This window comes from Nocardia sp. NPDC006044 (assembly GCF_042871115.1).
GTDB lineage: Bacteria > Actinomycetota > Actinomycetes > Mycobacteriales > Mycobacteriaceae > Nocardia.
On sequence record NZ_JBIAID010000002.1, the window covers coordinates 79,203 to 105,550 of the forward strand.

The following is a 26,348-nucleotide window of genomic DNA, read 5'->3' on the forward strand; positions in this document are numbered from 1 at the left end:
CGCCAAATGCCGGCGAGCTCGCTGGTTGGTGACAACTGGAGTTCCAAGAAAGTGCGCAGCATATCGCGCAGATCTGGAGGGAGCAGAGGATGGCGGCCATGAAGCCCCGTACCGGGGACGGTCCCCTCGAGGCAACCAAGGAAGGGCGTGGAATCGTCATGCGGGTTCCACTCGAGGGTGGCGGGCGTTTGGTCGTCGAACTCACGCCGGACGAGGCCGCGGCGCTCGGCGACGAACTGAAGAGTGTCACCAGCTGATACCTCGGCGCTGGCCGCTGTGGCCGGTCTGCTGGCTTGCCCGGAATGCGCGCTCGAACTCGAGCCGCGTGATCGGGTACTGCGCTGTGGACACGGGCACAGTTTCGACATCGCCAAGCAGGGCTATGTCAGCCTGCTGACCGGCGCGTCGACCAAAATGACCGGTGACACCGCGGCGATGCTGGACGCGCGTGCCACCTTTCAAGGTGGGGGACATTTCGCACCGATCGCCACCGCGGTAGCAGCGGCGGTCGGGCCGGACGAGCATGCGTCCGGCACCGTACTGGAGGTGGGCGCGGGCACCGGCTATTACCTGGCCGGTGCGCTCGACGCCGCACCTGCTACTTCGGGCATCGCGCTGGACGTGGCCAAACCGGCCGCCAAGCGCTGTGCCCGCGCTCATCCGCGGGCGGCCTCGGTCCTGGCCGACGCCTGGCGTGGGCTGCCCGTACGCGATGGCGCCCTGCGCGCCGTGCTGTCGGTGTTCGCGCCGCGCAACCCGGGCGAGGTCGCGCGCGTACTCGCCGACGACGGCCGATTCGTCGTCGCTACCCCCACCGAACATCACCTGCGCGAACTGATCGGCCCGCTCGGCATGGTGACCGTCGACCCGGACAAGGATCGCCGCCTCGACACAGCCATGTCCGGCCACTTCACCGCCACCAATCGCGTCCTGGTCGAGTACCCGATGAAACTCACCCGCGCCGACGTGGCCAACATCGTCGGCATGGGCCCCTCCGCCCACCACACAATGGCCGAAAACCCACGCATCGCCACGCTCCCCGACATCACCGAGGTCACCGCCTCAGTCGTGGTGTCGACCTATCTGCACAGCGACCGAAACACCCCACCCGCCCCCTGACTCCGTCGGAGTCCGCGCGCACGGCCTGCCCGCTCTGGCATCGAGTCGAGTCAAAGGTTGCTGTTGAAGATCTTTCAGCGACCGCATGACTCGGCTCGATGAGGGTCTCACCGGGCGGACGCGGCCCGGATCTCAGGCTTTGCGGACCTGTTCGTAGACATCGACGGTCTGCTCCGCGATCTTGGACCAATCGAATTCCGCGATGGCTCGCGCACGCCCGGCGGCGCCGAACTCGGCGGCCAGCACGGGATCGCCGGCGACCTCGTTGATCGCTGCGGCCAGTGCGCGCTCGTAGTCCTCGGTCGCCGCCGGGTCGTAGTGCACCAGACGGCCGGTGCCGCCGTCGACCACCACCTCGGGGATGCCGCCGACATCCGAGGCGACCACCGCGGTCGCGCAGGCCATCGCCTCGAGATTCACGATGCCGAGCGGCTCGTACACCGAGGGGCACACGAACACCGTCGCGGCAGCCAGGATCTGCCGGATCTGCTCGGTCGGCAGCATCTCCCGCACCCAGAACACATTGCCCCGGCTGCGCTGCAACTCCTCGACCGCGGCGGCCGTCTCGGCTTCCAGCTCCTTGGTGTCCGGCGCGCCCGCGCACAGCACCAACTGAATATCCGGATCGAAGTCGCGGGCCGCGGCGAGCAGGTGCCCGACGCCCTTCTGCCGGGTGATCCGCCCGACGAACGCCACCATCGGCCGGTCCGTGCGCACCCCGAGCACCGCCAGCACCGGCCGCGCGCCGGCCGCCACCGGTCCCGGGTACCAGACGCCGGCGTCGATACCGTTGTGCACGACGTGAACCCGGTCCGGGTCGACCGCGGGGTAGGCGTCGAGCACGTCGTGGCGCATGCCCTCGCTCACCGCGATGATCGCGTCCGCGTGTTCGACCGCGTTGCGTTCCGACCACGAGGACAGCCGATAGCCGCCGCCGAGCTGTTCGGCCTTCCACGGCCGGCGTGGCTCCAGCGAATGCGCGGTGAGTACGTGCGGGATGCCGTAGAGCGTCGCGGCGAGGTGCCCGGCCAGGCCGGTGTACCAGGTATGGGAATGCACGACGTCCACGTGTCCGGCGGCGTCGGCCATGCGCAGCTGCGCGGACATCATCTGCAACGCGGCGTTGGCGGCGTAGAGCTGCGGATCGGGTTGGTGCACTACGGCATCGGTGCGCGCGACACCCATGCAATGCACGGTGACCTCACACAGCCGGCGCAGCTGGGCGGTCAATTGCGTCACATGTACCCCGGCCCCGCCGTATACCTCGGGTGGGTACTCGCGGGTCAGCATCGCGACCCGAAGCCGGTCGTGCGCGCCGGAATCCGCCGTCGAGCGCCCGGTGTCCGTGCCGAAACTCACCAGGTTCAAAGTAGACGTTCACCTCCGCTGAGGCCACTCGCGCGCCGGTTACCCGGTAGTTTGGCAGGTGTGAGGAGCCAGCCGCACGTACTCGGGATCGTGCTCGCCGGTGGCGAGGGCAAGCGACTCTTTCCACTCACGGCGGATCGTGCCAAACCAGCGGTGCCATTCGGCGGCGCGTACCGACTGATCGATTTCGTGCTCAGCAACCTGGTCAACGCGGGTTTCCTGCGCTTGTGCGTGCTCACGCAGTACAAGTCGCACTCGCTGGACCGGCATATCTCGCAGACCTGGCGGCTGTCCGGTTTCGGGGGCGAATACATCACGCCGGTGCCAGCGCAGCAGCGTCTCGGTCCGCGCTGGTACACCGGCAGCGCCGACGCGATCATGCAGTCGCTGAACCTGATCTATGACGAGGACCCCGACTACATCGTGGTTTTCGGCGCGGATCACGTGTACCGGATGGATCCGGAACAGATGGTCAACCATCACATCGAGTCCGGCGCGGGCGTCACCGTCGCCGGGATCCGGGTGCCGCGCAGCGAGGCCAGCGCGTTCGGTTGCATCGACTCCGACGAGTCCGGCCTGATCACTCAGTTCCTGGAGAAGCCCGCGCATCCGCCCGGCACGCCCGACGATCCCAATGTCACTTTTGCGTCAATGGGCAACTATGTCTTCACCACCAAGGTGCTGGTGGATTCGATCAAGGCGGACGCGGACAACTCCGATTCCGATCACGACATGGGCGGCGACATCATTCCGTCGCTGGTGTCCGCGGGACAGGCCGGTGTCTACGACTTCGCCGACAACGAGGTGCCCGGCGCGACCGAACGCGATCGCGGCTACTGGCGCGACGTCGGCACCATCGACGCCTTCTACGACGCGCACATGGACCTGGTCTCGGTGCACCCGGTGTTCAACCTGTACAACCGGCACTGGCCGATCCGCGGCGCGGCGGAGAACCTGCCGCCGGCCAAGTTCGCCCAGGGCGGGCTGGCGCAGGAGTGCATCGTCGGCGCGGGCAGCATCCTGTCCGCCGCGACGGTGCGAAATTCGGTGCTCAGCTCGAACGTGGTGATCGACGACGGCGCGACCGTCGAGGGCAGCGTGCTGATGCCCGGCGTGCGGATCGGCCGGGGCGCGGTGGTGCGCCGGGCGATCCTGGATAAGAACGTGGTGGTCGGCGAGGGCGAGATCATCGGGGTCGATCTGGAGCGCGATCGCGAGCGGTTCGCGGTCAGCAATGGCGGCGTTGTCACCGTCGGCAAGGGCGTCTGGGTGTAGCGAAACATTGGACAGCACGAACATTCGGGCCGCAAAATTGGTCCTATGATCAGGCGCGCGCAGTCCGATCCCGCGCTGAGACAGGTGCGTGCCCTCGTCGCGTCGCTCGATATTCCACGGCCGTGGCGCCTGGCGACGTTCGTCGATCATGTCGCGACGCGACTCGGCAAGCCGATCATGCTGCTGCCCCAGCCCGAGCTGACGGCGAAGGGTTTTCCCTGCGGGGTGGTCATCGAACGGCCGGACAGTTTCGCCGTCGCCTACGACGCGGCGAGCTCCGGCTATCACACCGACCACATCGTGCTGCACGAGCTGGCGCACCTGCTGCTCGATCACGCGGGCTACGTCTCCCCGTCCGCGCACCTGCGCACGTTGCGCCAGTTGTTCACCGAACTGGACACCGAGATCGTGCTGCGCGTGCTGGCCCGCACCGACTACGACGACATCCTGGAGAGCCAGGCGGAGCTGTTCGCCTCGCTGGTGATGTCGGAAACCGACGCGCCCCGTTCGGGTTCCGTGCTCGGCCGCGCGATCTTCCACCGGTAGCGGGCCGATGCTGCCGAGCGCCGTCACCCTGCCGATCACGCTGACCGCCTGGTTCCTGCTGATCGTCCGCCTGCTCCGGTTCCGCACGTCGCTGGTCGAACGTCGCTTCAATATGCTGCTGGCCCTGCTGACCGTCATCCTCACCACGCACGAACCGACGCTGCGCCACCAGCTCAGCACACTCACCGGCGGCCACCTGAGCGAGGGATTGATCTACCAGCTCGGCGCGATCGGGTTCATGTTCACCACGGCGGCGAGCCTGCTGCTCGCCGCCGCGATGCTCGGCCGCGCGCCGTCGGCCGCCGCCGTCTACGCGCTCGCCGGCGGGTCCTGTGCGGTGGCGCTGCTGTGCAGCGGACTGGCTCAGGGGCCGAGCCCGCAGACGATGTACGAGCAGCCCGGATGGGGGCAGTTCGGCTTCTGGCTCGCGCTGGCGCCGATGTCCTACTGGATGGTCTTCTACTTCGGCGGCGTCTGCCTGGCCGAGTTGCGCAAGCAGCACGACCGCGACGAACGCACGCTGCACGCCATGGTGCTCGGCGCCAGTGGCACGGTGTTCCTGATGTTCAGCCTGACCCTGGTCAGCGCCGGCCTGCGCGCGTTCGGCCACGAAAGCGGGCTGACCCGAGCGCAACTCGTCATCGACAACAACGCCGTGTTCTTCCAGGCACTGCCGTTCCTCGGCATCGGCGCGGTACCGGTGCTGGCCCGGCTCATCGACGCGACCGAGCTCGACGCCTGGTCACGGCGCCGAAAGCGATTGCTGCCGTTGTGGTTCGACCTCACCGCGGCCTGCCCGGAAATCGTGCATCGCACCGCGACGCCGGTGGGCCCGCACCGCAACCGGTACATCCTGCACCGCACCGTCATCGAGATCCGGGACAGTGTGCTCATCCTGGCCAGGCACGCCACGCCCACGCCGGCGGACCTGCGCGCGGAGATCGCCGCGGCGGGCGCGCAGCGCGAAGCACTGGATCTGGCCGTGCGCTTGACCCTCGCCTGCGCCGCCAAGACCCGCGGCGACGCACCGGCGGGCACCGGTTCGTTGCAGCACTGCGCCGGGGACAATCTGGCGCAGGAGGCGGCCGAGCTGGCCGCCATCGCCGCGCAGTGGTCGCGGGCGCGCGCCCTGGTGGACGCCGCCGCGATCAGAGCCGCGGCGCGGGCGTAGCCGGGCAGAACGGCGCGCAGGGGCCGGGCGTGCGCGGCACCGTGGATTTCGACGGTTGACCGAAGTCGGCCGTGCTGACCAGATAGACCACCAGCACGGCGGCGACCAGAACCAGTGCGAACGCGACCATCGCGCCACCCCAGTGAATCTGCGGGCGACCGTCGTCATCGTTGTTGCTGTTGTTCAGGATGTAGTAGAGCACTCGGCTCGCACCTCTTCCGCATACCCGTCGCCGGGCAGCACCGCTCTGCTGTCGGACGTGCTCTGAGCAGCATGCGCCTCGCGTCGCCGCGATGTAGCTGTTTGGTCCACCCGGCGGAACGGCGCCGGTGACCGGCCCACCCCTCCCGGGTCGGTCACCAGCGATCCGGCTTGCCTTCGTGCGCGTCCGTCATCGGCCTCCCCGCCGCGGACCCGACCTCTCGAAGGCGAACCGGTCATCGTACATCCGTTGCGGGACTTCGTATTCCGTGACATGTCCCACACCGGGACGAGCTACCGGCTAGGCACCGGCGGAGCGGGCGAGGCGGTACAGAACGGTTCGCACGATCCGTGCGTCGGGGTGACTTTCGCCGGGCCGGTATCGAAATCGGCGTTACTCACCGCCACCATCGCGATCACCGCGGCGAGAATGATCAACGCGAAGAAGATGAGCGCGGGCCGCAACCAACTCGATCGAGTTTCGAAGACGGTGTGGCCGATGTGGCCGATTTCGAACAGTTCGTGCCCACGCATTGCGATACCTCCGCAGGCGGAATACCCCGCGCGCGAGCAGGAAACCGCGATGTCGGTACGGACTAACCGCGCGAAGCGCAGAGCAATCCGTCGCCGACCGGAATCAGCACGCTGGTCAGTTCCGGGTCCTCGGCGATCGCCCGGGTGGCCGCCCGCACCGCCTGGGTGGCCGGATCCCGTTGTGCCGCATCGGGTACCCGCCCGCCGAGCAGCGCGTTGTGCAGCAGGATCGCGCCGCCGGCGCGCAGCAGCCGCACCGCCTGGGTGACGTACTGCGGGTGCTCGAGCGGCGCGGCATCGATGAACACCAGGTCGTAGGCGCCGTCCGCGAGGCGGGGCAGCACGTCGAGCGCGCGGCCGTTGATCAGCCGGGTGCGCGCGGGCGGGATCTCCGCGGCGCGGAACGCCTCCTTCGCCGCGCGCTGGTGCTCCGGCTCGGAATCGATGGTGGTCAGCGTGCCGTCCTCGCGCATGCCGTCGAGCAGCCACAGTCCGCTGATCCCCGCGCCGGTCCCCACCTCCACCACGGCTTTGGCGTCCAGCAGCTGCGCGTACATGCTCAGCAGCGCCCCCACCGACGGTGGCACCGGCACCGCACCGAGTTCGGTGGACCGTTCGCGCGCGCTGACGAGGATCTCGTCTTCCACGACGGATTCCTCCACGTAGGCGAGATTTCGCTCCAAATTCGATGCCACGCCTATGAGGTTAATGCTGGGCGCCTGGTATGGGCGTTCCGAACTACTCGCCCCGCCGAGCAATCTCCGCGCAGTTTTTCTCAGGTGTCCCTCAGCATCTCCATATCCAGGCCATATCCGGACAGGAAAGAGTATGGGCAACGCAAGACCAACAGACCGGCTCGACACGGGACGCGGGAACAACGACAGACATCTTGTCGGTTGTATCCCAACGTAACGGATTCCGGCCCGAAAGAGATTTCGGATCGGAGCCTGGTTCCGAGTTTACGGTCCCTAGTAGGAGGTAGCCCCATCCACATGGTCGATGCGGCGCGTGAGCACGCCACCCTGCCAGAGCAGATTCTGCCGATCGAATCCGACGCCGCCGAGGAGGCCGCCGATCTGACCGGTACCGCTGCTTTCGATGCCACCGGTGACCGGGCGGCCATGCCGTCCTGGGACGACCTGGTCCGCGAACACGCCGACCGTGTCTACCGTCTTGCCTACCGTCTTTCCGGCGACGCCCAGGACGCCGAGGATCTCACTCAGGACACCTTCATCCGGGTGTTCCGCTCGCTGTCCAGCTACCAGCCGGGCACCTTCGAGGGCTGGTTGCACCGCATCACCACGAACCTGTTCCTGGACATGGTCCGGCGCCGCAACCGCATCCGGATGGAAGCGCTGCCCGAGGATTACGACCGGGTCCCGTCCGAGGGTCCCGACCCGGAGCAGGCCTATCACGACGCCCGCCTCGACCCGGATCTGCAGCGCGCGCTCGATTCGCTCGCGCCGGAATTCCGCGCCGCGGTGGTGCTGTGTGACATCGAAGGACTCTCCTACGAGGAAATCGGCGCTACGCTCGGCGTGAAACTCGGCACCGTGCGCAGCCGGATTCATCGCGGGCGGCAGGCACTGCGCGACTACCTTGCGCATAATGGAAGTGAGCAGCGGTTCGCCGCTGACGCGGCAAGTATCGGGTGAGCTGGACGAAAGCCGGCATCACCCCACGGTTCGGATGATGTCGGTTGGAAGGGTGAGCACCGAATGAGTGGCGACTCCAGCACGCCCGGTCGTCGTCCGCCTCGTTTTCGTCCCACCGAGCATCTGGCCAGCGAAGCGATCGCGGCCTATGTGGACGGCGAGTTGCGGATGAATGCCTATCTGCGTGCCGCCCAGCATCTTTCTCTGTGCCCGGAATGCGCGGCCGAGGTCGACGCACAGCAGCAGGCGCGTATCGCGCTGCGCCAGTCGGGCCCGATCTCGATTCCGCACGGCCTGCACGACAGCCTGACCCGAATTCCGCTCGCCGATCTTCCCGGCGCCGCGTCGAGCCAAACATCGGGTACCACCGGGACTCCGCGCAACGAGGCAGTTTTCGGCTTTCTCACCGATTCGTTCGCCGCGACTCGGTGGACAACGTGGTGGCGCAAGTAGAGTTTCCCCCGTGACGGAGCGGAGCGAAGGAACCACAGGCACAGCACGCCTCGGCGCGGCGGAGCCGAGCGCTGGCGAGGCGGCCGACAGAGGCACCCTGAGGCCGCCGGACGCGCCCGTCCTGGGCCCCCGGCCGGTATACCGTCCGCATGTCGACAACCACACCGCGCAGGCCTTCCGCAGGCCGGCCGGCCAGCGCGGGTCGTTCGCCGAGCCGCTGCCGCGCGGCGCGCAGCCGGCGCCGGGACCGGACGTGCAGAACCGCCCGCCGGATGCCGTGCTCGCCGAGGCGTTCGGTCGTCCCGACGGTTCCACCGAACTGCTGCAACGTGATCCCGACGCGGCCGACGGCGCCGCACCGGTCGCGGGCCCGGTCGACCCGTGGCGTGATCCGGATTCCGCCGCCCGCCTCGGCGCCCCCGCGGTGCCGACCCCGAAAGCCCAGCCGCTGCCGCAGGCGCAACGCCTCAGCGCGCGTGAGGTTCTCTTCGGCGCCAGGGTCGCCCCCAAGGCGCTCGCCTTGCTCGCTTTGGTCGCACTTGCCATAGGCGTGCTCGGCGGGCTGGTCGGCAGGCTGACGGCCGAACAGGGCTCCACTCTCACTTCGCGCAACGCGACGCTCGAGCAGAGCTCCGACACCACCCAGCCGCACAGCCAGATCGCCAAGGTCGCCAACGCCGTGCTGCCCGCCGTCGTGTCCATCCGGGTCACCGTCGGCGACAACGGCGCGACCGGCTCCGGTGTGGTGATCGACGGCCTCGGCTACATCGCGACGAACAATCACGTGGTCTCGATGGCCGCTCAGGACAAGTCCAACCGGGCCGTCATCCAGGTCCAGTTCTCCGACGGCACCAGGGTGCCCGCGCACATCGTCGGCCGCGACCCCAAGTCCGACCTGGCCGTGCTCAAGGTCGATGTGAAGAACCTCACCGTGGCCAGGCTGGGCAAGTCCGGCGACGTTCAGGTCGGCGACGAGGTGCTGGCCATCGGCTCGCCCCTCGGCCTGAGCAAGACCGTCACCTCCGGCATCGTCAGCGCCCAGCACCGCCCGGTGAAACTCCAGGGCGAGGGCAGCGACACGAACGCGGTGATCGACGCGGTGCAGACCGACGCCTCGATCAACCCCGGCAACTCCGGTGGCGCGCTGGTGGACATGGAAGGCCGCGTGATCGGCATCAACACCGCCATCCGCAGCGAGACCGGCGGCTCGGTCGGCCTCGGCTTCGCCATCCCGGTCGACCGGGTGACCCAGGTCGCGCAGATCCTGATCAGGGACGGCCAGGTGCACCACGCCACGCTCGGGGTGTCCAGCCGGAACAAAACAGTCAGCAACGAGGTTTTCGCCGGCGCCCAGGTGGCGGATGTCGTAGCCGGCGGGCCGGCCGACCGGGCCGGGATCGTCGAGAACGACGTGATCGTCAAGGTAGGCGATCGTGAGGTCACCAGCGCCGAGGAACTGACGGTCGCCGAACAGTTGAACGAGATCGGCAAGACCGTCACCGTGCAACTGATCCGGGACGGCCGCCTCGTCGACGTGTCGGCGACCCTCGGCTCCGATTGATCGCGCGGGCGGTCGCCGGTAAGGCGACTGCCTGCGGTTCGTCCGCGGCTCCCCACACCACTCGATGCGAGATCGCCTCCGCGAACCGGTAGCCTGATTAGGTGTTCAGCAATATCGGCTGGAGCGAGATGATGATCTTGCTCGTCGCCGCCCTCGTGATCCTCGGACCGGAGCGACTGCCCGGCGCGGTTCGCTGGACCACGCGCAGCCTGCGGCAGGTGCGCGATTACGCCAGTGGCGCGACCTCGCAACTGCGCGAGGAGCTCGGTCCGGAGTTCGAGGATCTGCGCAAGCCGCTGGCCGACCTGAACGAACTGCGCGGCATGACGCCGCGCGGCATGGTCACCAAACACCTGCTGAACGGCGACGATTCGATCTTCCGCAACATGGAGGACGCGCTGCCGGACAAGAAGGACTTCCTCGGCGCCAACAGCGGCATGCCGGACTTTCCGATGCCGAAACTGGAAAAGCCGTTGGAACGCAACGAACGTCCCCCGATCGACACAGACGCAACGTGACCTGGCGTCACTGCGTCACGAAAAGGGTGCAGTGTCAAGAGTTCTAGACACTTTGCCCTGTCCAGCTGTCTAGACTTCCCACATGTCGGCCGATGACGTGGCGCGCGTTTTCGCAATCGAAGACAAGGTCGAGCGACTCAAAGCGGCCACCGATGGTGTGGCTGCGGCCCAGCAGACCATCAACGAGCTAACCAGGATCCGTCGTGCGGTCATCCGGGAGCTACACGCCGAAGGCTGGACCTTCGCCAGAATCGGTGCGGCAGCCGGACTTTCCCGTGCGCGCATCCATCAGGTGAGCACGCAGGGTCCGGCGCCGGAGGGTCTGTTCTTCGGGCACGGGACGCTCACGGTGCTGGTGCCGGAGGTGCGCGCGGGCCGGGTGATCGGCGCACCGGATCCCGCGGCGGCGCACCGGCTCGTCGAGTTGCTCCGCGAGCTCGGCTTCACCGCTTCGGTCGAGCACTTCCTGCCCGGGCGACCGGTGGACCTGAATCGGGACGGCCTGATCGTGCTGGGCGGGCCGGAACTCTCGCCGAGCGTGCGGCAGCTGATCGCCGCCGACCCGCGGCTCCGGCGCGCGGTGGCCAGGGCAGGCGACGCGCGGCGCGGCATCGAGGATCGGGCCGCGCGCCGGGTCTATCGGCCGGGTGGTCCCGATCCACACGACATCGCCTACCTGGCCCGGCTACCGCGCCCGGACGGGCGTGGTTCGGTGCTGATGATCGACGGCATGCACCCGCCGGGCTCGCTCGGTGCCATCCGGTTGCTCGCCACCCGGTTGGCCACCCTGCACGAACGCGCGGGCACCCACCTGTTCTCGGTGCTGGTGGCCTGCCGGTTCGATCGGGCGACCGGTGAACCCCTGGAAGCCGAGCTGCTCACGCCGGTCTATCGGCACGACCCCGAAAACCGTTTGCCCGCACCGGGTATTCGTCGCTGAAAAACGCGGGCCGCCGGTGCGTGGCCGAACGCTGCCGATGATCATCGTGACCGAATTGTGTCGCGGGTCACTCGCCTCTTCCGTTCGGGAAATGTTGATGCAATGCTTGAATAGCTAGAAGGTAACTATGCGTGATAGGTGAGCTCGATGAGTGTTGAACTTTCGACGGCGGCCAGTTCCGCACCCACGATCCGGACGGTGCGGCCGAAGCCGACACAGTCCGGCGCTGTCGATGCGGCCGACCCGATCGTCACCACCCACCGGGTCACCTACAGCGACCGCTTGAAGCTGTTCATCGGCGCGGGCGAGACCATCGACAACTTCCTGCGCCCGCTGCGCAGGCTGGACGGCTACCACCGCTTTTCGATCCAGCTGTCCCGGCTGCCCGCGCCCATGCGCTCCGCCGACATCACCCCCGCGATCAGCTCCGCTCCCGGGGGGAACTACCTCCAGTGCATCGGCTCGGCCGACGCGCTGGTCATCGAGTTGCGCACCGTCCTCGACGGTGTGGCGCGCCGATGTGTCGTCGGCCGCGGCACCGGTCACGACGGCGAACCCGGTATCTGCGTGCAGGTTCCGGAAAGCATGCCCGCGCCGTGGATCTATCCGGACGAGGTATTCACGGCCGAGGACGCGGCCGAGATCTTCGCCGTCTACTTCCGTACCGGCACGGTCCCACCCGGCCTCGCGCTCCGCGAGACGTCGGATTGATGCGTGACCAGAGGAGGCAGTGATGAATCTGCTCGTCACAGTCGGCGGCGCCGTCCTGGCGCTCGGCCTGCTCATCCTGGTCGTCACCGTGCTGAGACGGCCGGCCAAGTCGCCAGGACAACTGACCGTCGCCGCCTTGCAGGCGCGACTCGCCGAAGAGGGAAACCCCGCGCCGACGGAGGCCGAGGAACGCCTCGCCGACCACGTGTCGGCGGGTTCGAATCAGCCGCACACGTCCTGATTTCCCGCACCCGCGATAGTCGGCGATTCGGTATGCGCGAAATCAGCAGGTGTGCGGTGCCGCGCGGCCGGATAGCTTTCGGATAGCTAGGCTGGGAGGGGCCCGGTCTACTCCGGTGTGTGCTCGCTCGAGAGAGGAACCGTGCTGATGCGCGCAATGCTCGAGCAATTGATAAAGCTGGCGGGGCGGGGGCCGGTGGCCTTGGCGCGGGTTGTGGACACGACCGGGCCGGGGCCGCGTGAGCTGGGTGCCGCGATGATCGTGACCGGCTCCGGCGAGGTGTTCGGGTCGGTGTCGGGTGGGTGTGTGGAGGCCGCGGTCGTCGAATCGGCACGCCAGGTGCTGGCCACCGGGCATGCGGTGACCGACCGGTTCGGGTACGCCGACGGTGACGGCATCGCGGTGGGGTTGACCTGCGGTGGGGAGATCGAGGTCTTCGTCGAACGGCTGGGGCCGGATCAGGTCCCGGTGCTGTCCGCGCTGCGGGAGCGGATCGCGAGCGGCGTGCCCGTGGCGCTGGCGACCAGGCTGGATACCACCGCGGAGTGGAAGCTGCTGGCGGCCGGGTCGCAAGATACGTGGCACGACGTAGATCGGGACGCGCTCGCACTGCTCGCCGCCGGGCGCAGCGGGGTGGTCGGCGCCGACGAATGCGAGATCGACGCCTCCCCTCGTCCACGCGTCTTCGTGCAGGTGTTCGGCGCGCCCGCACGGATGATCCTGGCCGGCGCCAACGATTTCGTCCGCGCACTGAGCCGCACCGGGCGGCAACTCGGCTACCGGGTGACCGTGGTCGACGCTCGCGAGACCTTCGCTACTGCGGCGCGATTCCCGTCCGCGCACGAGGTCGTCGTGGAGTGGCCGCACCGGTATCTGCGCACGGAGCACGAGGCGGGGCGCATCGACGGGCGCACCGTCGTCTGCGTGCTCACGCACGACACCAAGTTCGATGTGCCGACGATCGCGACGGCCTTGGATATCGACGACATCGCCTTCGTCGGCGCCCTCGGTTCCCGCCGCACGCATGCCGAACGCACCGACCGCCTGCGCGCCGCAGGCGTCACCGAGAGCAAGCTGGCCCGGCTGAAAAGCCCACTCGGCCTGGACCTCAACGCCCGCACCCCCGACGAGACCGCGATCTCCATCGCCGCCCAGATCCTCGCCGACCGAGGCAACGCCTCGGCCCGCCCACTCGATCGCACCACCGGCCCCATCCACCGCTGAGCCGTCAGAGCAGGTGCTCGATGCGCAGCGGGATGTCGCGGAGGCGGCGGCCGGTGGCGTGGTGGACGGCGTTGACGATGGCGGCGGCGGCGCCGATCATGCCGAGTTCGCCGATTCCCTTGACGCCCAACGGGTTCACCACGGTGTCGTCGACCTCGACGAAGGAGATGTCGACCTCGGGTGCGTCGGCGTTGACCGGCAGCAGGTACTCCAGCAGGGACGCGTTGGCCCAGCGGCCGTCCCGGGTGTCCGGCAGCGAGCCCTCCATCAGCGCCTGGGACATGCCCCAATTCATACCGCCGAGCACCTGACTGCGGGCCAGCTTGATATTGAGCACCCGCCCGGGCGCGAACGCGCCGACCATGCGGCGCACTCGAATCAACCCCAGCTCCGGATCGACCGCGACCTCCGCGAACTGGGCACCGAAGCTCATCTTCCCGTACGGCGCCGCGGGCGAGGCCGGTCGCCAGCTGCCGGTGGTCTCGATGTCCGAAAGGTGGTTGCGCTCCAGCACATCGGCGTAGGCGTCGGTCACCGACGGATCGTCGACGAGCCGCAGCACGCCCTCGACGCCTTCGATCTCCTCGGGCGTGCGACCGCGCAGCGGCGAGTCGATATCGGCGACCGCGATCTCGATGAGCTGGGCGAGCAGTTGCGTGCACGTCGTGTGCACCGCGGAGCTGACCGCACTGGCACCGATCGAGCCGACGGTCGCCGCGATGTTCGGATAGTCGGTATTGCCGATCTCGAAGCGGATCCGATCGAACGGCATTCCCATGGCGTCGCAGGCGACCTGCGACATGGCGGTCGCGACACCGGTACCGAATTCCTGCGTGCCGGCCTGCACGACCAGTGAGCCGTCCGACCGCAGCCGGGCATGGGCGCGCTGCGGCTGTCCGGGCTCGTATACCGGGTAACCGGCCGTGCCGACGCCCCAGCCGAGCAGCCAGCGGCCGTCGGTGTGCGATCCGGGGGTCTGGATCCGGCCGTCCCAGCCGAACCGCTCGGCGGCGAGCTGGAGGCATTCGACGTAACCGTCGGAGCTCCACGGGTTTCCGCTCTCCGGATCGACGGCCGCGTGGTTGCGCAGCCGGAGTTCCACCGGGTCCGCGCCGAGCTGTTCGGCCAGCTCGTCGATGGCGCATTCCAGCGCGACCATGCCGGACGCCTCGCCCGGCCCGCGCATGAAGGTCGGCGTCATCGTGTTGCCCTTGATCAGCCGATACTGCCCCTCCCAGTGCGGAATTCCGTACGCCTTGCTCGCGACCTCCAGCGACGGTTCGGCCCAGTCGTCGAAATGCGAAGTGACGGAGAGCTTGTGGTGGCGCAGCCCGGTGAACCGCCCGTCGGCGTCGCTGACCAGGGTGACCCGTTGTTCCTGCTCTTCACGTAATCCGGTGCCGTAGAACATCTGTTCGCGATTCAGAATCACCCGCAGCGGCCGGCCCAGTTCCCGCGCGATCAACGGGGCGAGCGTCACGTGCGGCCACATCATGGCTTTCGCGCCGAACCCGCCGCCGACATAGTCGGTGACCACCCGCACCTTGCTCGGCGAGATGCCGAGGTGCGCCGCGATAGTCAGCTGGCTGGCCACGATGCCCTGGGTGGCGTCGTAGACGGTGACCGAGTCGCCGTTCCACATCGCGGCGGTCACCGAGCATTCGATCGGATTGTGGTGATTGGCGGCGAACCGGAACGTCGCGTCGACGGTGTGCGCGGCGTCCCGGCTCGCGCTCGCGAAGTCACCGCGCGACTGGGCGGCGGGGATCTGACCGGCGAAGATGCTGTCCGGCAGGTACTGCTCGTCGCGTCCGTCGTCCAGGCGCACCAGCGGGGGTCGCGCGTCGTAGGTGGCCTCGACCAGGCGGGCGGCTTGCTGCGCGACCTCGAAGGTGTCCGCGACGACCACCGCGATCGGCTGACCGAAGTAGTGAATCGTGGTGTCCTGCATAGGAAAGAAGGTCTGTCCGGGTGCGGGCTGACCGAACATCGAGGGCAGCAGCGGCACCGCGGGGACCTTCGGCAGGTTCTCGTGGGTCAGCACCGCGACCGCGCCGGCGCGCAACGCCCGGCTCACATCGATGGATGTCAGTGTGCCGTTGCCGATCTCGGCGCCGACGAGCACGCCGTAGGCGGCATTCGGCATCGGGATCTCGGCGGTGTAGCGGGCAGCTCCGGTGACCTTGGCGTGCCCGTCTATCCGGTCCAGTCCCTGGCCGACCAGCCCGGGAACGGCGGGTGCGCTCATTTCGCGCCTCCCAGCCGCTCGGCGACGATCTCCAGGGTGCGCACCATGGTGCGTTGTGCCAGTTCGATTTTGAACCGATTCATCGCATGGCTGTCATCGGCGGCGGCCAGCTCGGTGGCGGCCGCCGCGGCGAAGTTCTCCCGCGTCGCGGGCTTGCCGACCAGCAGCGCCTCGGCCATCCTGGCCCGCCACGGCTTGGTCGCCACCCCACCGAGACCGATGCGGACATCGCGCACCTGACCGTCCGCCACATCCAGTGCGACCGCCGCGGAAGCCGCGGCGAACTCATAGGATTCGCGGTCGCGCACCTTCAGATAATGCGAGTTCACCGCGAACGGCAACGGCGGCACATCGATGCGGACGATCAGCTCGTCGGCGGTGATCGGATGTTCGAGATGCGGTGTGTCACCGGGCAACAGGAAGAAATCGTCGAACGCGATGGCGCGGGCGCCGCGCGGCCCCTGTACATGCACCACGGCGTCGAGCGCGGTCAGCGGAATCGCCATATCGGACGGGTGCATGGCGAAACAGTGCTCGCTGGTACCCAAGACGGCGTTGCCGCGGTGCAGCCCCTCGTGCGCACCGCATCCGCTGCCCGGCGCCCGCTTGTTGCAGTCGAACGCGGTATCCCGGAACTGCGGACAGCGCACCCGCTGCATCAGGTTGCCGCCCATCGACGCCATATTGCGGATCTGCGCGGACGCGCCCTTCCACAGGGCGATGGACAGGAACGGAAAGCGTTCCACCACAACGGGATCGGCGGCCACCTCGCTCATCCGGACCAGCGCGCCGATGCGCAGGCCGCCATCGGGCCGGTGCTCGAGCTCGGTGAGCGGCAATCGGTTGATATCGACGACGTTGTCCGGTTCCATCGCGCCGATCCGCAGCATGTCCACCAAAGTGGTTCCGCCCGCGAGGAATACGGTATTCGGGCGGGCGGCCACCGCGGCGAGCGCCTGATCCACCGTCTCGGCGCGGGCAAACGCGATGGGCTTCACCGGTTCTCACCCATCTCGTCGCGCGCGCTCCTTATCGCGTCCCGGATGTTCTGATACGCCGCGCAGCGGCAGATATTGCCGCTCATCCATTCGGCGATCTCCGCGTCGTCACCGGCGTGGCCCTCTTCGATGCATTTGATCGCCGACATGATCTGTCCCGGCGTGCAATACCCGCATTGGAAGCCGTCGCAGCTGATGAACGCGCGCTGCACCGGATGCAGCTCCTCCCCCTTCGCGACCCCCTCGATGGTGGTGATCTCACGCCCCTCCACGCTCAATGCCAAGGTGAGGCAGGACAATTCGCGCTTGCCGTCGACCCAGACCGTGCACGCGCCGCAGGCCCCCTGGTCGCACCCCTTCTTGGTGCCGGTGAGCCGGAGGTACTCGCGGAGGGCGTCGAGCAGGCTGACCCGTGGTTCCAAGGCCACCGGGAAAACGTGGCCGTTCACCCGCAGTGTCGCCAGCGTGTAGTCGGGACCGGCAAACTCTGGTTGCCGCGTGCCCTGCTTGGGTAGCTCACCGATAGTCATAAACGTATCTCCTGCTCATGAGCGCGCGATGGACGGCGTCTTGAAGTACAGAATGCGAACGTAAGACCAAAACAACACTCTAGCGTCCACTCAGCAACCATGCTCGCTAACTACCGAACGAGCAGATCGCATCCTTTGTCGGCGCATGGTTTTCGGCAGCACGCAACGAACCCGGGCACCGCGGGCACCCGGGTTCGCGCGTCGAGATATCGGTCAGGCAGCCGCCCACTCGGGGCGCAGCGTCTTCATCGGCGGCCGATCGGCCAGCGACACCTCGGTGCTCTGCGCGGTGAAGGCGTCACCGACCAGCGGGAACTGGGTCAGCGCGGCCCCGGAGTCCTGCACGCCGCTGCGACCGAGCACGGTGCCGAGGATCTGCCTGCTCATCACGCCGAGATCGGCCAGCGGGCGGTTGCGGTGCGTGCGCACGCCCAGGTTCACCTGGCCGATCGCGGACAGCCCGAGCTGGTCGTAGGTATCGAGCAGCAACCCGATCTCCACGCCGTAGCCCGGCGCGAACGGGACCGAGGTCAGCAACTCGCGGGTGCCCGCGTATTCGCCGCCGAGCGGTTGCAGCACCTGGGAAAGCTCCGGGCGCAGCGCGGCGAGCAGCGGCCGGGCGACGAGCTCGGTGACCCGGCCGCCGCCGTGGGCGTCCACCGCACCCCCCTGGTGCAGCGGCCTGCGGTAGTACGCCTTGACCAGGTGCATCGCCTCGACCATGAGCAGCGGTCCGAGCAGTTTCGGCACGAATTCGGGATCCGGGTCGATCAGGTCGGAGTCGACGAAGGCGATCAGATCGCCGCTGGTCACGGCCAGCGAGCGCCACAGCACCTCGCCCTTGCCCGGCACCGGATCCAGCTCCGGCACCGCCTGCTCGCGGGTGATCACCTCGGCGCCCGCGGCCAGTGCCCGTTCGGCGGTGGCGTCGGTCGAGCCGGAGTCGAGCACGATCAGCTCGTCGACCAGGGTGCCGAGCAGCGGCATGATGCTGCCCACCACGTCGGCGACGGTGTTCTCTTCGTTCAGCGCGGGCAGCACCACCGAAACGGTGCGGCCGTCTTTGGCGGCGACGAGCTCGTCGACCGACCAGTGGGGGCTGTCCCAGGTGTTTGTCGTCGCCCACGGGGGGCGGTCTTCGCGGCTGTGGGGGTGGTGGAATTTCATACCAAACCTCGCAGGGTGCGTGCTGGGGGCCGGATGCCTTGGATCGCGGCGATCATGTCCACCACCCGCCGGGTCGCGGCGACTTCGTGGACGCGGAAGACTCGGGCGCCGGCGGCCGCCGACCAAGCTGTTGCTGCCAATGTGCCCTCCAACCGTTCGGAAAGATCGACACCTAGAGTCTCCCCGATGAAATCCTTGTTGCTCAGTGCCATCAGGACTGGCCACCCGGTATTTACAAGAACGTCCACTCCGCGCAACAAGTCGAGCCCGTGATAAGTGTTCTTGCCGAAATCATGGGTCGGATCGATCAGAATCGAATCCGCGCGCACCCCCGCCGCGACCGCGTTCTCCGCCGCGCGCACCAAGGTATCGGTCACTTCGGCCACGATGTCGGCGTAGCGGACACGATGCGGCCGGGTGCGCGGGACCGCCCCGCCGGTGTGACTGCACACGAGGCCGACGCCCTGTTCGGCGGCGACCGACACCAGGTCGGGGTCGGCGCCGGACCAGGTGTCGTTGATCAGGTCCGCGCCCGCCCGGACCGCGGCCAGCGCCACCTCGGCCCGCCAGGTGTCGATGCTGATCAATAACTCCGGGTACTTCGCCCGGATGGCCGCGACGAACGGGACCACCCGCCGCGTTTCCTCGGCCGCGTCGACCAGCGATCCCGGCCCGGCTTTGACCCCGCCGATATCGACCAGATCCGCGCCCTCGACGACCGCCCTGGCGACGGCCGCCATGGCCGCCTCGTCAGTGAACGTGGCACCTTTGTCGTAGAACGAATCGGGGGTGCGATTCACGATCGCCATCACCAGCGCCCGATCGGTCGCCACCGGCTTGCCGCATAAGGTAGGAAGCGGCGTTGCGGTGGTACTGAACATCCCCCGACTGTAGCTAACCCGCCTCTCCGCGAACTTAGGCCATACAAGTCGGTGCCGCGCAATTGGCGTTCAGGTCAGGCGTACGGCTGAGGCTGGGCGTGCCCGACGAGTTACCCATGTGCCGACGAAATCAGTCGTTGGGTTTATCAGTTCTTCGGCGCGCGCCCCGCGGCCACGTCGGCGGCGTAGTCGTCGTACGCGGGGACGTAACCGTCCGAGCGGCCCGCGAGAACGTACAGGTTGCCGTCGCCGTCGGCGGCGTACCCCTGCTTGCGCAACTCGACCTTGCGGCTCTTGAAGGTGGAGGTCTGCTCCAGCTCCTTGACCACGCGGATGAACAGCGGGACGGCATAGCCGGGCAGCTGTTGATAGACCTCGCCGGCGATCGCTTTGCCGTCGAACTCGGCATCCGGGGCCAGCGTCACCGCGGCCATGCCCGCCTTGCCGTCGGCGCCCGGCACATCTACGCCGTAGACGACCGCCTGGGAGAGCGCGTGCGAGCGGGTCAGCGCGCCCTCGACCTCGGTGGTCGCCACGTTCTCCCCCTTCCAGCGGAAGGTGTCGCCGAGCCGGTCCACGAACGCGATGTGATGCCAGCCCTGATCGCGCACGAGGTCGCCGGTGTCGAACCAGACGTCACCCTGCGCGAAGCCGTCGCGGACCAGCTTCGCCTCGGAGGCGTCCCGGTCGGTGTACCCGTCGAACGGCGAGCGATCGGTGACCTTGGACAGCAACAGCCCGACCTCGCCGGTACCCACCCTGCGCAGCCGGCCGTCCTTGTCCCGCTTGGCTTTTCCGGTCTCGTCGTCGTACTCGACCACGGCATACGGGAGCGGCCCGAAGCCGGCCGTGCGGTCGACGCTGAACGCGTTGATGAAGGCGATGTTGGCCTCGCTCGCGCTGTAGAACTCGACGATCCGGTTGATGCCGAACCGCGTCTTGAACTCGTCCCACAGTTCCGGGCGCAGCCCGTTGCCGACCGCGAGCCGCACCCGGTGCTGCCGGTCGGTGGGCGTCGCCGGTTGATTCAGCAGATAACGGCACAGTTCACCGATGTAGATGAAACCCGTTGCCTGCTCACGGATCACCTCGTCCCAGAACCGGGACACGGAGAACTGCCTGCCGAGGGCAAGCGTGCCGCCGGCGCCGATCACCGCCGACAGCGCGACGGTGATCGCGTTGTTGTGATAGAGCGGCAGGCAGCAGTACAGGGTGTCGTTGCCGCGCAGGCGAATTCCGAGTCCGGCGATGCCGGCCAGGCTCTTGGTCCAGCGCAGGTGCGTCATCACGCTGGCCTTCGGCAGGCCTGTCGTGCCGGAGGTGAAGATGAGGAAGGCACGTTCCTTGGCGGTGACCTCCGCGCACGCCTGCGGATCGGTCGCGTCCGCGTGCCGGGCGGCGTCGTGCAAGTCGTTGGCAGACAACACGTTCGGCAGGGGCTCGGCCAGCGAGTCCAGTGCCGCCGCGCATTCCTCGCCGACCACGTCGAGCACGCTGTTCAGCAGGCCGAAGCTGTGCGCGAGCACCTGGCCGCGCTGATGATGGTTGAGCAGGCCCGCGGTGGCGCCGAGTTTGACCGAAGCCAGGATGACGAACAAGGTTTCGGGCCGGTTGGTCATCAGCACGCCGACCACGTTCCCGCGCCGCACGCCCCGCTCGGCGAGCACCGCGGCGTAGCGATTCACCTCGGCATTGGCCTCGCCGTAGGTGTAGGCGGCGCCCTCGAAGCGCAGGAAGGTCCGGTCCGGATGCCGGTGCGCGGCGCGCTGAAAGTACAGCCCCACCGAGGATGTGTCGTCCGGCCCGACCAGCATGCCTGCCGCGTTGCGCAGCATGGCCGGCACGTCGAGCGCCATCGCGGGCAAGTTTCTGGCCAGGCTGAATAGGCTCACCGTCGAGCGGCCGTCGGAACTCACTGTCTAGCTCTCCTCATCAGGAAGGTGTTGCTCGCGCCTCCAGTGCCGTGAAGGCGGACGAAAGATCGGTGACCACGGTGATGCGGTCCATGGCGGGCTGGGGCACGAACTTACGGTCGTAGAGTTCGTCGAGCCACTGGAAAAGGCCTCGGTAGAAGCCATTCGGGTCCAACAACACCACCGGCTTATTGTGCTGTCCCAGATACCCTCCGGTCCAGGTTTCGAAGAACTCCTCGAGCGTGCCGATGCCGCCGGGCAGGGTGAGGAAGGCGTCGGCGCGGTCCTCCATGATCTGTTTGCGCTGCCGCATGGTGTCGGTGACGACCAGTTCGTCGGCGTCCACGTCCGCGACCTCGCGGTGCACCAGATGCTTCGGGATCACCCCGATGGTGTTCGCGCCGCCGGCCCTGGCCGCGGTCGCCACCTCGCCCATCATCGAGACGTTGCCGCCGCCGGACACCAATTGCCAACCGCGGCGGGCGATCTCGGCGCCGACCTCGGCGGCCAGCGTGAGGTAGGCCGGATCGGCGGTGCTGGCCGAACAGTAGACACAGACGGCGTAGGGCTGCTGTTCGGTCACCACTGGTCCTCCGTGCCGAGTGCTTCCTCGGCGGCGCCCGCCTCGGCGTAGGACAGGATGATCTGCACGATCTCCTCCACGCTGTCGGTGACATGGATCAACCCGAGGTCGCCGGGCGAGATCTTGCCGGAGCCGCCGAGCGAATCCCGCAGCCAATCGACCAGGCCGGACCAGTACCTGCTGCCGAACAGGATGATCGGGAAGCGGGTGATCTTGCGGGTCTGCACCAGGGTGAGCGCCTCGAACAGCTCGTCCAGGGTGCCGAAGCCGCCGGGCAGGCAGATGAACGCCTCGGAGTACTTCACGAACATCGTCTTGCGGACGAAGAAGTAGCGGAAGTTGATGCCGAGATCGACCCACTCGTTGAGGCTCTGCTCGAACGGCAGCTCGATGCCGAGGCCGATCGAATAGCCGCCCGCCTCGCAGGCGCCGCGGTTGGCCGCCTCCATCGCGCCGGGACCGCCGCCGGTGATCACCGCGAAACCGGCCTTGGCCAGCGCGGCGCCGATCGCCCGGCCCGCCTGGTACTCCGGATGATCCGGGCCGGTGCGCGCCGAACCGAAGACGGTGACCGCGCGCGGCACCTCGGCGAGCGCGCCGAAGCCCTCGACGAACTCGGCCTGGATGCGCAGCACGCGCCACGGGTCGGTGTGTACCCAATCGGTGTCGCCGCGCCGATCCAGGAGATTCCGGTCGGCCGTGCCGGTACCGTCCTTGCGGTCGCGCCGGAGCATGATCGGCCCGCGAAACTTGGCTGTCGACTTCTGCGTGTTGGCAACCTCGCGGTCAGCGGCGTCGGTGGACATGCCGACCACGCTACCGGGGACCGCACGAAGCAACGGCCCGGAGGCGAGAAGTCGTCCCACGTTCAATGGCCCGACCCGAGAGCGAGGCCGGCCCGCAATCTACGGGCCGGCAAACCTCGCGGTAGGTCAGCTCGACCTGCCGGTGAGGTAGTTGCGCAGCATCGCGGTGACCGCCGTGATCTGGTCGACGGGGACGTGCTCGTCGCGCTTGTGCGCGAGGTTGGGGTCGCCGGGGCCGAAGTTCACCGCGGGTATGCCGCGGGCGGCGAAGCGGGCGACGTCGGTCCAGCCGAACTTGGCCCGCACCCCGCCGCCGCCGTGGCTGTTCACCGAGGCGATCAGGTCCTTGGCGGCCGGAGCGGTCAGGCCGGGCAGCGCGCCGGGCGCCGAGTCGGTGACCTCGAAGGTCAGCTCGAGGCCGGCGAAGACCTCGCGGACATGCTCGACGGCCTGCTCGACCGTGCGGTCCGGGGCGAAGCGGAAGTTCACGTCGACCTCGGCGGCGTCGGGCACCACATTGCCCGCCACCCCGCCGGAGACGCGCACCGCGGACAGACCCTCGCGGTAGGCGCAGCCGTCGATGTCGACCTCGCGGGCCCGATAGTCGGCCAGCCGCTGCAGGATCGGAGCCAAGCGGTGAATCGCGTTGTCGCCCAACCAGGCTCGCGCCGAATGCGAGCGCACGCCGGCGGTGGACAGCCGAACCCGCAGCGTCCCTTGGCAGCCCGCCTCGATCCAGCCGCCGGACGGTTCGCCGAGCACCGCCAGGTCGCCGTCGAGCCAGTCCGGGAATTCACGTTCGATGGTGCCGAGCCCGTTGAACTCGGCCGCGATCTCCTCGCAGTCGTAGAAGATCAGCGTCAGGTCGTGCACCGGCTCGGCGATCGTCGCGGCCAGGTGCAGGAACACCGCGTCGCCGGACTTCATGTCGACCGACCCGCAGCCGTAGAACACCCGCTCCCCCGCCGCGTTCTCGGTGAAGTGGCCCGGCACGTTGTCGGCGATCGGCACGGTGTCCAGATGCCCGGCCAGCACCACCCGGCTGGGCAGCCCCCGATTCGTCCGCGCCAGCACCACATTCCCGTGCCGCAGCACCTCGAACCCGCTCGTCTGCTCCCGCAGCGCCCGCTCGACGAGGTCGGTGATGGCCTGCTCGTCGCGCGAGACACTCGGGATATCGACGAGGGCGGCGGTCAGGGTGATCGGGTCAGCACGCAGGTCGAGGGTCACGCCCCCACCCTACGACCGTGTGGTGTGGCACATCGGCGGAGCGGGCTCACCACGTGCCCGAGCGGGTCGGTAATCTCTGTTGACGTGAGTATTCAGGGAGCAGCAGCAGTCGGTATCGCCAATGTGACCGCGGACGGGACCGTCCTGGACACCTGGTACCCGAGCCCGGAGCTCGGCGAGTTCGCCGAGACCGGGACCAAGCGCCTGGATGACGCGCCCGCGGAGTTCGCGGCGCTGCTCGGCTTCGACGAGGCGCGCGGGGTCGACGTGGTCGCGGTGCGCACCACGATCGCCGACCTGTCCGCCGCTCCGGTCGACGCGCATGACGTCTACCTGCGGCTGCATCTGCTCTCGCACCGGCTGGTCCGGCCGCACGGGGTGAGCCTGGACGGTCAGTTCGGGCTGCTCAGCAATGTGGTGTGGACCAACCACGGCCCGGCGGCGGTAGAGGGCTTCGAGACCACCCGCGCCAAGCTGCGCGCCCGCGGCCCGGTGACCGTGTACAGCGTCGACAAGTTCCCCCGCATGGTCGACTACGTCATCCCGTCCGGCGTGCGCATCGGCGACGCCGACCGGGTCCGGCTCGGCGCGCACCTCGCCTCCGGCACCACCGTCATGCACGAGGGCTTCGTGAACTTCAACGCGGGCACCCTGGGCAACTCCATGGTCGAGGGCCGCATCTCGGCCGGCGTGGTGGTCGGCGACGGCTCCGATGTCGGCGGCGGCGCGTCCATCATGGGCACCCTGTCCGGCGGCGGCACCACGGTCATCTCCATCGGCGAACGCTCGCTGCTCGGCGCCAACGCGGGCGTCGGCATCCCGCTCGGCGACGACTGCGTGGTCGAGGCGGGCCTCTACCTGACCGCGGGCACCAAGGTCACCACCCCCGACGGCGCCGTCGTCAAGGCCGCCGAGTTCAGCGGCCAGAACAACCTCCTGTTCCGCCGCAACTCGGTCACCGGCGCGGTAGAGGTGGTGCCCCGCAAGGGAACCGGCATCGAACTCAACGCCGCCCTGCACGCCAACGACTGAACCGTCAGGTCAGGCGTTTCTTCTGGACCTTGCCCATGGCGTTTCTGGGGAGGGAGTCGACGACGCGGATCTCGCGCGGGCGTTTGTGGGTCGAGAGTTGGTCGGCGACGTGGGTGATCAGGTCCTGTTCGATGGAAGGCGGTGCGTCGCCGCGTAATACGACGAAGGCGACGATGCGCTGCCCGAGGTCGGGGTCGGGCAGGCCGACCACGGCGGTCTCGGCGACGGCGGGGTGGCCGAGGAGTACGGTCTCGACCTCGCCCGCGCCGATGCGGTAGCCGCCGGATTTGATCAGGTCCACCGATTCTCGGCCGACGATGCGGTGGAAGCCGTCCTGATCGATGGCGGCGACGTCGCCGGTCCTGAACCAGCCGTCCTCGGTCCAGGTATCGGCGTCGGCATCGGGACGGTTGAGGTAGCCGTCGAACAGCATCGGTCCGGAAACCTGGAGGCCGCCGATGCTTTCGCCGTCGTGCGCGACATCCGCGCCCGCCTCGTCACGCAACCGGGTCCGCACGCCGCGCACCGGGGTGCCGACCCAGCCTGGACGGCGCTCGCCGTCGGCCCGGGTGGACAGCGTGATCATGGTTTCGCTCATGCCGTAGCGCTCGATCGGCGCGTGGCCGGTGAGTTCACGCAACCGCTCGAAGACCGGGACGGGCAGCGGCGCGCTGCCCGACACCAGCAGCCGGGCATCGGCCAATTGCTTTGCCGCTTCGGGATCTTCGACGACGCGCGACCACACGGTCGGCACGCCGAAGTACAGCGTGCCGCGCGCGGCGGCGTACGCCTGCGGGGTCGGCTTGCCGGTGTGCACCAGCGGGCTGCCCACCCGCAGCGGGCCGAGCACGCCGAGGATCAGGCCGTGCACGTGGAACAGCGGAAGCCCGTGCACCAGAACATCGTTCGCGGTCCAGGCCCAGGCGTCGGCGAGCGCGTCCAACCCGGCCGCGATCGCGCCGCGGCTGAGCACGACCCCTTTCGGCAGACCGGTGGTGCCGGAGGTGTAGAGCACGAAAGCCGTTGCGGCCGGGTCGGGTTCGGGATAGGTGTGCCACGATCGGGCGTGCACCCGCACCGGAACCACCGGCAACTCGCTGCCCGCCGGCGCCTTACCGAGCCACGCCTGCGCCCCGGAATCGGCCAGAATGTGGGCCAGCTCAGCGGTTCCCGAGTCCGGCGGCACCGGCACGACGGTCACGCCGGCGATCAGGCAGCCGACGATCGCGAGCACCGTGGTCACGGTCGGCTCGGCCAGGACCGCGACCCGGTCGGCTCGGGCCACCCGCTCGGCGACCGAGGTCGCGGCCCCGAGCAGATCACTGCGGGACAGCGTCACCCCGTCGATGGTGACGGCATCCGGGATGTCCGCACCGCCGGCGACGGCAAGCGGATTCAGGGAACTGAGCAGCAGCGGCGGACCGAACGACATGCGCCCAAAGT

At 68.5% G+C, this 26,348-nt stretch carries 28 protein-coding genes; 14 read left to right on the plus strand and 14 right to left on the minus strand.

Going from position 1 to position 26,348, the window contains the following annotated elements:
* Positions 1–89 precede the first annotated feature (89 nt).
* Both ACFYO1_RS17890 and ACFYO1_RS17895 read left to right on the plus strand, forming a co-directional pair.
* Positions 90–257, plus strand: a complete 168-nt coding sequence (locus tag ACFYO1_RS17890) for a DUF3117 domain-containing protein (protein ID WP_011211259.1) — start codon at positions 90–92, stop codon at positions 255–257.
* Entirely contained in the window at positions 244–1,119 is an 876-nt protein-coding gene (locus ACFYO1_RS17895; RefSeq protein ID WP_387232071.1) for a putative RNA methyltransferase, read from the plus strand. The genes ACFYO1_RS17890 and ACFYO1_RS17895 overlap by 14 nt, the downstream gene beginning before the upstream one ends.
* 132 nt (positions 1,120–1,251) lie before the next feature.
* Here the strand turns inward: ACFYO1_RS17895 and glgA are convergent, their stop codons facing one another.
* Positions 1,252–2,409: a glycogen synthase gene (gene glgA / locus ACFYO1_RS17900; RefSeq protein ID WP_387235176.1), complete on the minus strand. Its 1,158-nt coding sequence runs from the start codon at positions 2,407–2,409 to the stop codon at positions 1,252–1,254.
* Between the two features lie 138 nt (positions 2,410–2,547).
* Here glgA and glgC point away from each other — a divergent pair, with 138 nt between their 5' ends.
* From glgC to ACFYO1_RS17915, 3 genes are read left to right on the plus strand one after another with little or no spacing between them, the layout of a single operon-like run.
* On the plus strand, positions 2,548–3,762 hold the full coding sequence (gene glgC, locus ACFYO1_RS17905) for a glucose-1-phosphate adenylyltransferase (RefSeq protein WP_378716625.1): 1,215 nt from the start codon (positions 2,548–2,550) through the stop codon (positions 3,760–3,762).
* Between the two features lie 45 nt (positions 3,763–3,807).
* The gene (locus ACFYO1_RS17910) at positions 3,808–4,308 is read left to right on the plus strand and encodes a hypothetical protein (RefSeq protein ID WP_387232073.1); all 501 of its coding nucleotides are present in this window, start codon (positions 3,808–3,810) and stop codon (positions 4,306–4,308) included.
* Positions 4,309–4,315: 7 nt separating this feature from the next.
* Positions 4,316–5,479, plus strand: coding sequence for an MAB_1171c family putative transporter (locus tag ACFYO1_RS17915; RefSeq protein WP_387232074.1), 1,164 nt, complete (start codon positions 4,316–4,318; stop codon positions 5,477–5,479).
* Here the strand turns inward: ACFYO1_RS17915 and ACFYO1_RS17920 are convergent.
* The 3 genes from ACFYO1_RS17920 to ACFYO1_RS17930 all read right to left on the minus strand — a co-directional run bounded on the left by ACFYO1_RS17920 (position 5,457) and on the right by ACFYO1_RS17930 (position 6,915).
* The gene (locus tag ACFYO1_RS17920) at positions 5,457–5,681 is read right to left on the minus strand and encodes a hypothetical protein (protein ID WP_387232076.1); all 225 of its coding nucleotides are present in this window, start codon (positions 5,679–5,681) and stop codon (positions 5,457–5,459) included. The two genes, ACFYO1_RS17915 and ACFYO1_RS17920, sit on opposite strands and share 23 nt — an antisense overlap.
* Positions 5,682–5,974: 293 nt before the next feature.
* Positions 5,975–6,214, minus strand: a complete 240-nt coding sequence (locus tag ACFYO1_RS17925; protein WP_387232077.1) for a hypothetical protein — start codon at positions 6,212–6,214, stop codon at positions 5,975–5,977.
* A 62-nt stretch (positions 6,215–6,276) separates the two neighbouring features.
* Complete coding sequence (locus ACFYO1_RS17930; RefSeq protein WP_150402856.1) at positions 6,277–6,915, minus strand: O-methyltransferase; 639 nt, start codon at positions 6,913–6,915, stop codon at positions 6,277–6,279.
* Between the two features lie 291 nt (positions 6,916–7,206).
* Between ACFYO1_RS17930 and sigE the strand changes: the two genes are divergently transcribed.
* The 8 genes from sigE (at position 7,207) to ACFYO1_RS17970 (ending at position 13,517) form a co-directional block, all read left to right on the plus strand.
* On the plus strand, positions 7,207–7,869 hold the full coding sequence (gene sigE, locus ACFYO1_RS17935; protein WP_387232079.1) for an RNA polymerase sigma factor SigE: 663 nt from the start codon (positions 7,207–7,209) through the stop codon (positions 7,867–7,869).
* Between the two features lie 63 nt (positions 7,870–7,932).
* On the plus strand, positions 7,933–8,322 hold the full coding sequence (locus ACFYO1_RS17940) for a hypothetical protein (protein ID WP_387232081.1): 390 nt from the start codon (positions 7,933–7,935) through the stop codon (positions 8,320–8,322).
* A gap of 10 nt (positions 8,323–8,332) precedes the next feature.
* Entirely contained in the window at positions 8,333–9,883 is a 1,551-nt protein-coding gene (locus ACFYO1_RS17945; RefSeq protein WP_387232083.1) for a trypsin-like peptidase domain-containing protein, read from the plus strand.
* Between the two features lie 101 nt (positions 9,884–9,984).
* Positions 9,985–10,401 (plus strand): Sec-independent protein translocase protein TatB, encoded by a 417-nt coding sequence (gene tatB / locus ACFYO1_RS17950; protein WP_387232085.1) that lies wholly within the window; start codon positions 9,985–9,987, stop codon positions 10,399–10,401.
* 82 nt (positions 10,402–10,483) lie between these two features.
* On the plus strand, positions 10,484–11,341 hold the full coding sequence (locus ACFYO1_RS17955) for a hypothetical protein (protein WP_150402328.1): 858 nt from the start codon (positions 10,484–10,486) through the stop codon (positions 11,339–11,341).
* A 147-nt stretch (positions 11,342–11,488) separates the two neighbouring features.
* Positions 11,489–12,052: a hypothetical protein gene (locus tag ACFYO1_RS17960; RefSeq protein ID WP_387232087.1), complete on the plus strand. Its 564-nt coding sequence runs from the start codon at positions 11,489–11,491 to the stop codon at positions 12,050–12,052.
* Positions 12,053–12,074: 22 nt separating this feature from the next.
* On the plus strand, positions 12,075–12,293 hold the full coding sequence (locus tag ACFYO1_RS17965; protein ID WP_387232089.1) for a hypothetical protein: 219 nt from the start codon (positions 12,075–12,077) through the stop codon (positions 12,291–12,293).
* 147 nt (positions 12,294–12,440) lie between these two features.
* Positions 12,441–13,517: an XdhC family protein gene (locus ACFYO1_RS17970; protein WP_387232091.1), complete on the plus strand. Its 1,077-nt coding sequence runs from the start codon at positions 12,441–12,443 to the stop codon at positions 13,515–13,517.
* A 4-nt stretch (positions 13,518–13,521) separates the two neighbouring features.
* Here the strand turns inward: ACFYO1_RS17970 and ACFYO1_RS17975 are convergent, their stop codons facing one another.
* From ACFYO1_RS17975 to dapE, 9 genes are all read right to left on the minus strand, one after another.
* Entirely contained in the window at positions 13,522–15,765 is a 2,244-nt protein-coding gene (locus ACFYO1_RS17975) for a xanthine dehydrogenase family protein molybdopterin-binding subunit (RefSeq protein WP_387232092.1), read from the minus strand.
* Entirely contained in the window at positions 15,762–16,763 is a 1,002-nt protein-coding gene (locus tag ACFYO1_RS17980; RefSeq protein WP_387232094.1) for an FAD binding domain-containing protein, read from the minus strand. The genes ACFYO1_RS17975 and ACFYO1_RS17980 overlap by 4 nt, the downstream gene beginning before the upstream one ends.
* A complete protein-coding gene (locus ACFYO1_RS17985; RefSeq protein ID WP_387235179.1) occupies positions 16,760–17,227 on the minus strand; it encodes a (2Fe-2S)-binding protein in 468 nt (155 codons plus the stop codon). The genes ACFYO1_RS17980 and ACFYO1_RS17985 overlap by 4 nt, the downstream gene beginning before the upstream one ends.
* A gap of 279 nt (positions 17,228–17,506) precedes the next feature.
* Entirely contained in the window at positions 17,507–18,460 is a 954-nt protein-coding gene (locus ACFYO1_RS17990) for a glucosyl-3-phosphoglycerate synthase (RefSeq protein WP_387232096.1), read from the minus strand.
* Positions 18,457–19,341, minus strand: a complete 885-nt coding sequence (gene folP / locus ACFYO1_RS17995; RefSeq protein WP_387232098.1) for a dihydropteroate synthase — start codon at positions 19,339–19,341, stop codon at positions 18,457–18,459. Before folP ends, ACFYO1_RS17990 begins: the two co-directional genes overlap by 4 nt.
* 146 nt (positions 19,342–19,487) lie before the next feature.
* Positions 19,488–21,257, minus strand: a complete 1,770-nt coding sequence (locus tag ACFYO1_RS18000) for a long-chain-acyl-CoA synthetase (RefSeq protein ID WP_387232100.1) — start codon at positions 21,255–21,257, stop codon at positions 19,488–19,490.
* A gap of 16 nt (positions 21,258–21,273) precedes the next feature.
* Entirely contained in the window at positions 21,274–21,837 is a 564-nt protein-coding gene (locus ACFYO1_RS18005) for a TIGR00730 family Rossman fold protein (RefSeq protein WP_387232102.1), read from the minus strand.
* Positions 21,834–22,643, minus strand: coding sequence for a TIGR00730 family Rossman fold protein (locus tag ACFYO1_RS18010; RefSeq protein WP_387232104.1), 810 nt, complete (start codon positions 22,641–22,643; stop codon positions 21,834–21,836). Before ACFYO1_RS18010 ends, ACFYO1_RS18005 begins: the two co-directional genes overlap by 4 nt.
* A gap of 126 nt (positions 22,644–22,769) precedes the next feature.
* The gene (gene dapE / locus ACFYO1_RS18015; protein ID WP_387232106.1) at positions 22,770–23,873 is read right to left on the minus strand and encodes a succinyl-diaminopimelate desuccinylase; all 1,104 of its coding nucleotides are present in this window, start codon (positions 23,871–23,873) and stop codon (positions 22,770–22,772) included.
* Between the two features lie 84 nt (positions 23,874–23,957).
* Here dapE and dapD point away from each other — a divergent pair, with 84 nt between their 5' ends.
* The gene (gene dapD, locus ACFYO1_RS18020) at positions 23,958–24,905 is read left to right on the plus strand and encodes a 2,3,4,5-tetrahydropyridine-2,6-dicarboxylate N-succinyltransferase (RefSeq protein ID WP_387232108.1); all 948 of its coding nucleotides are present in this window, start codon (positions 23,958–23,960) and stop codon (positions 24,903–24,905) included.
* 4 nt (positions 24,906–24,909) lie between these two features.
* On the opposite strand, the gene ACFYO1_RS18025 is transcribed toward dapD, so the two are convergent.
* Complete coding sequence (locus tag ACFYO1_RS18025; protein WP_387232109.1) at positions 24,910–26,337, minus strand: acyl-CoA synthetase; 1,428 nt, start codon at positions 26,335–26,337, stop codon at positions 24,910–24,912.
* Positions 26,338–26,348 lie beyond the last annotated feature (11 nt).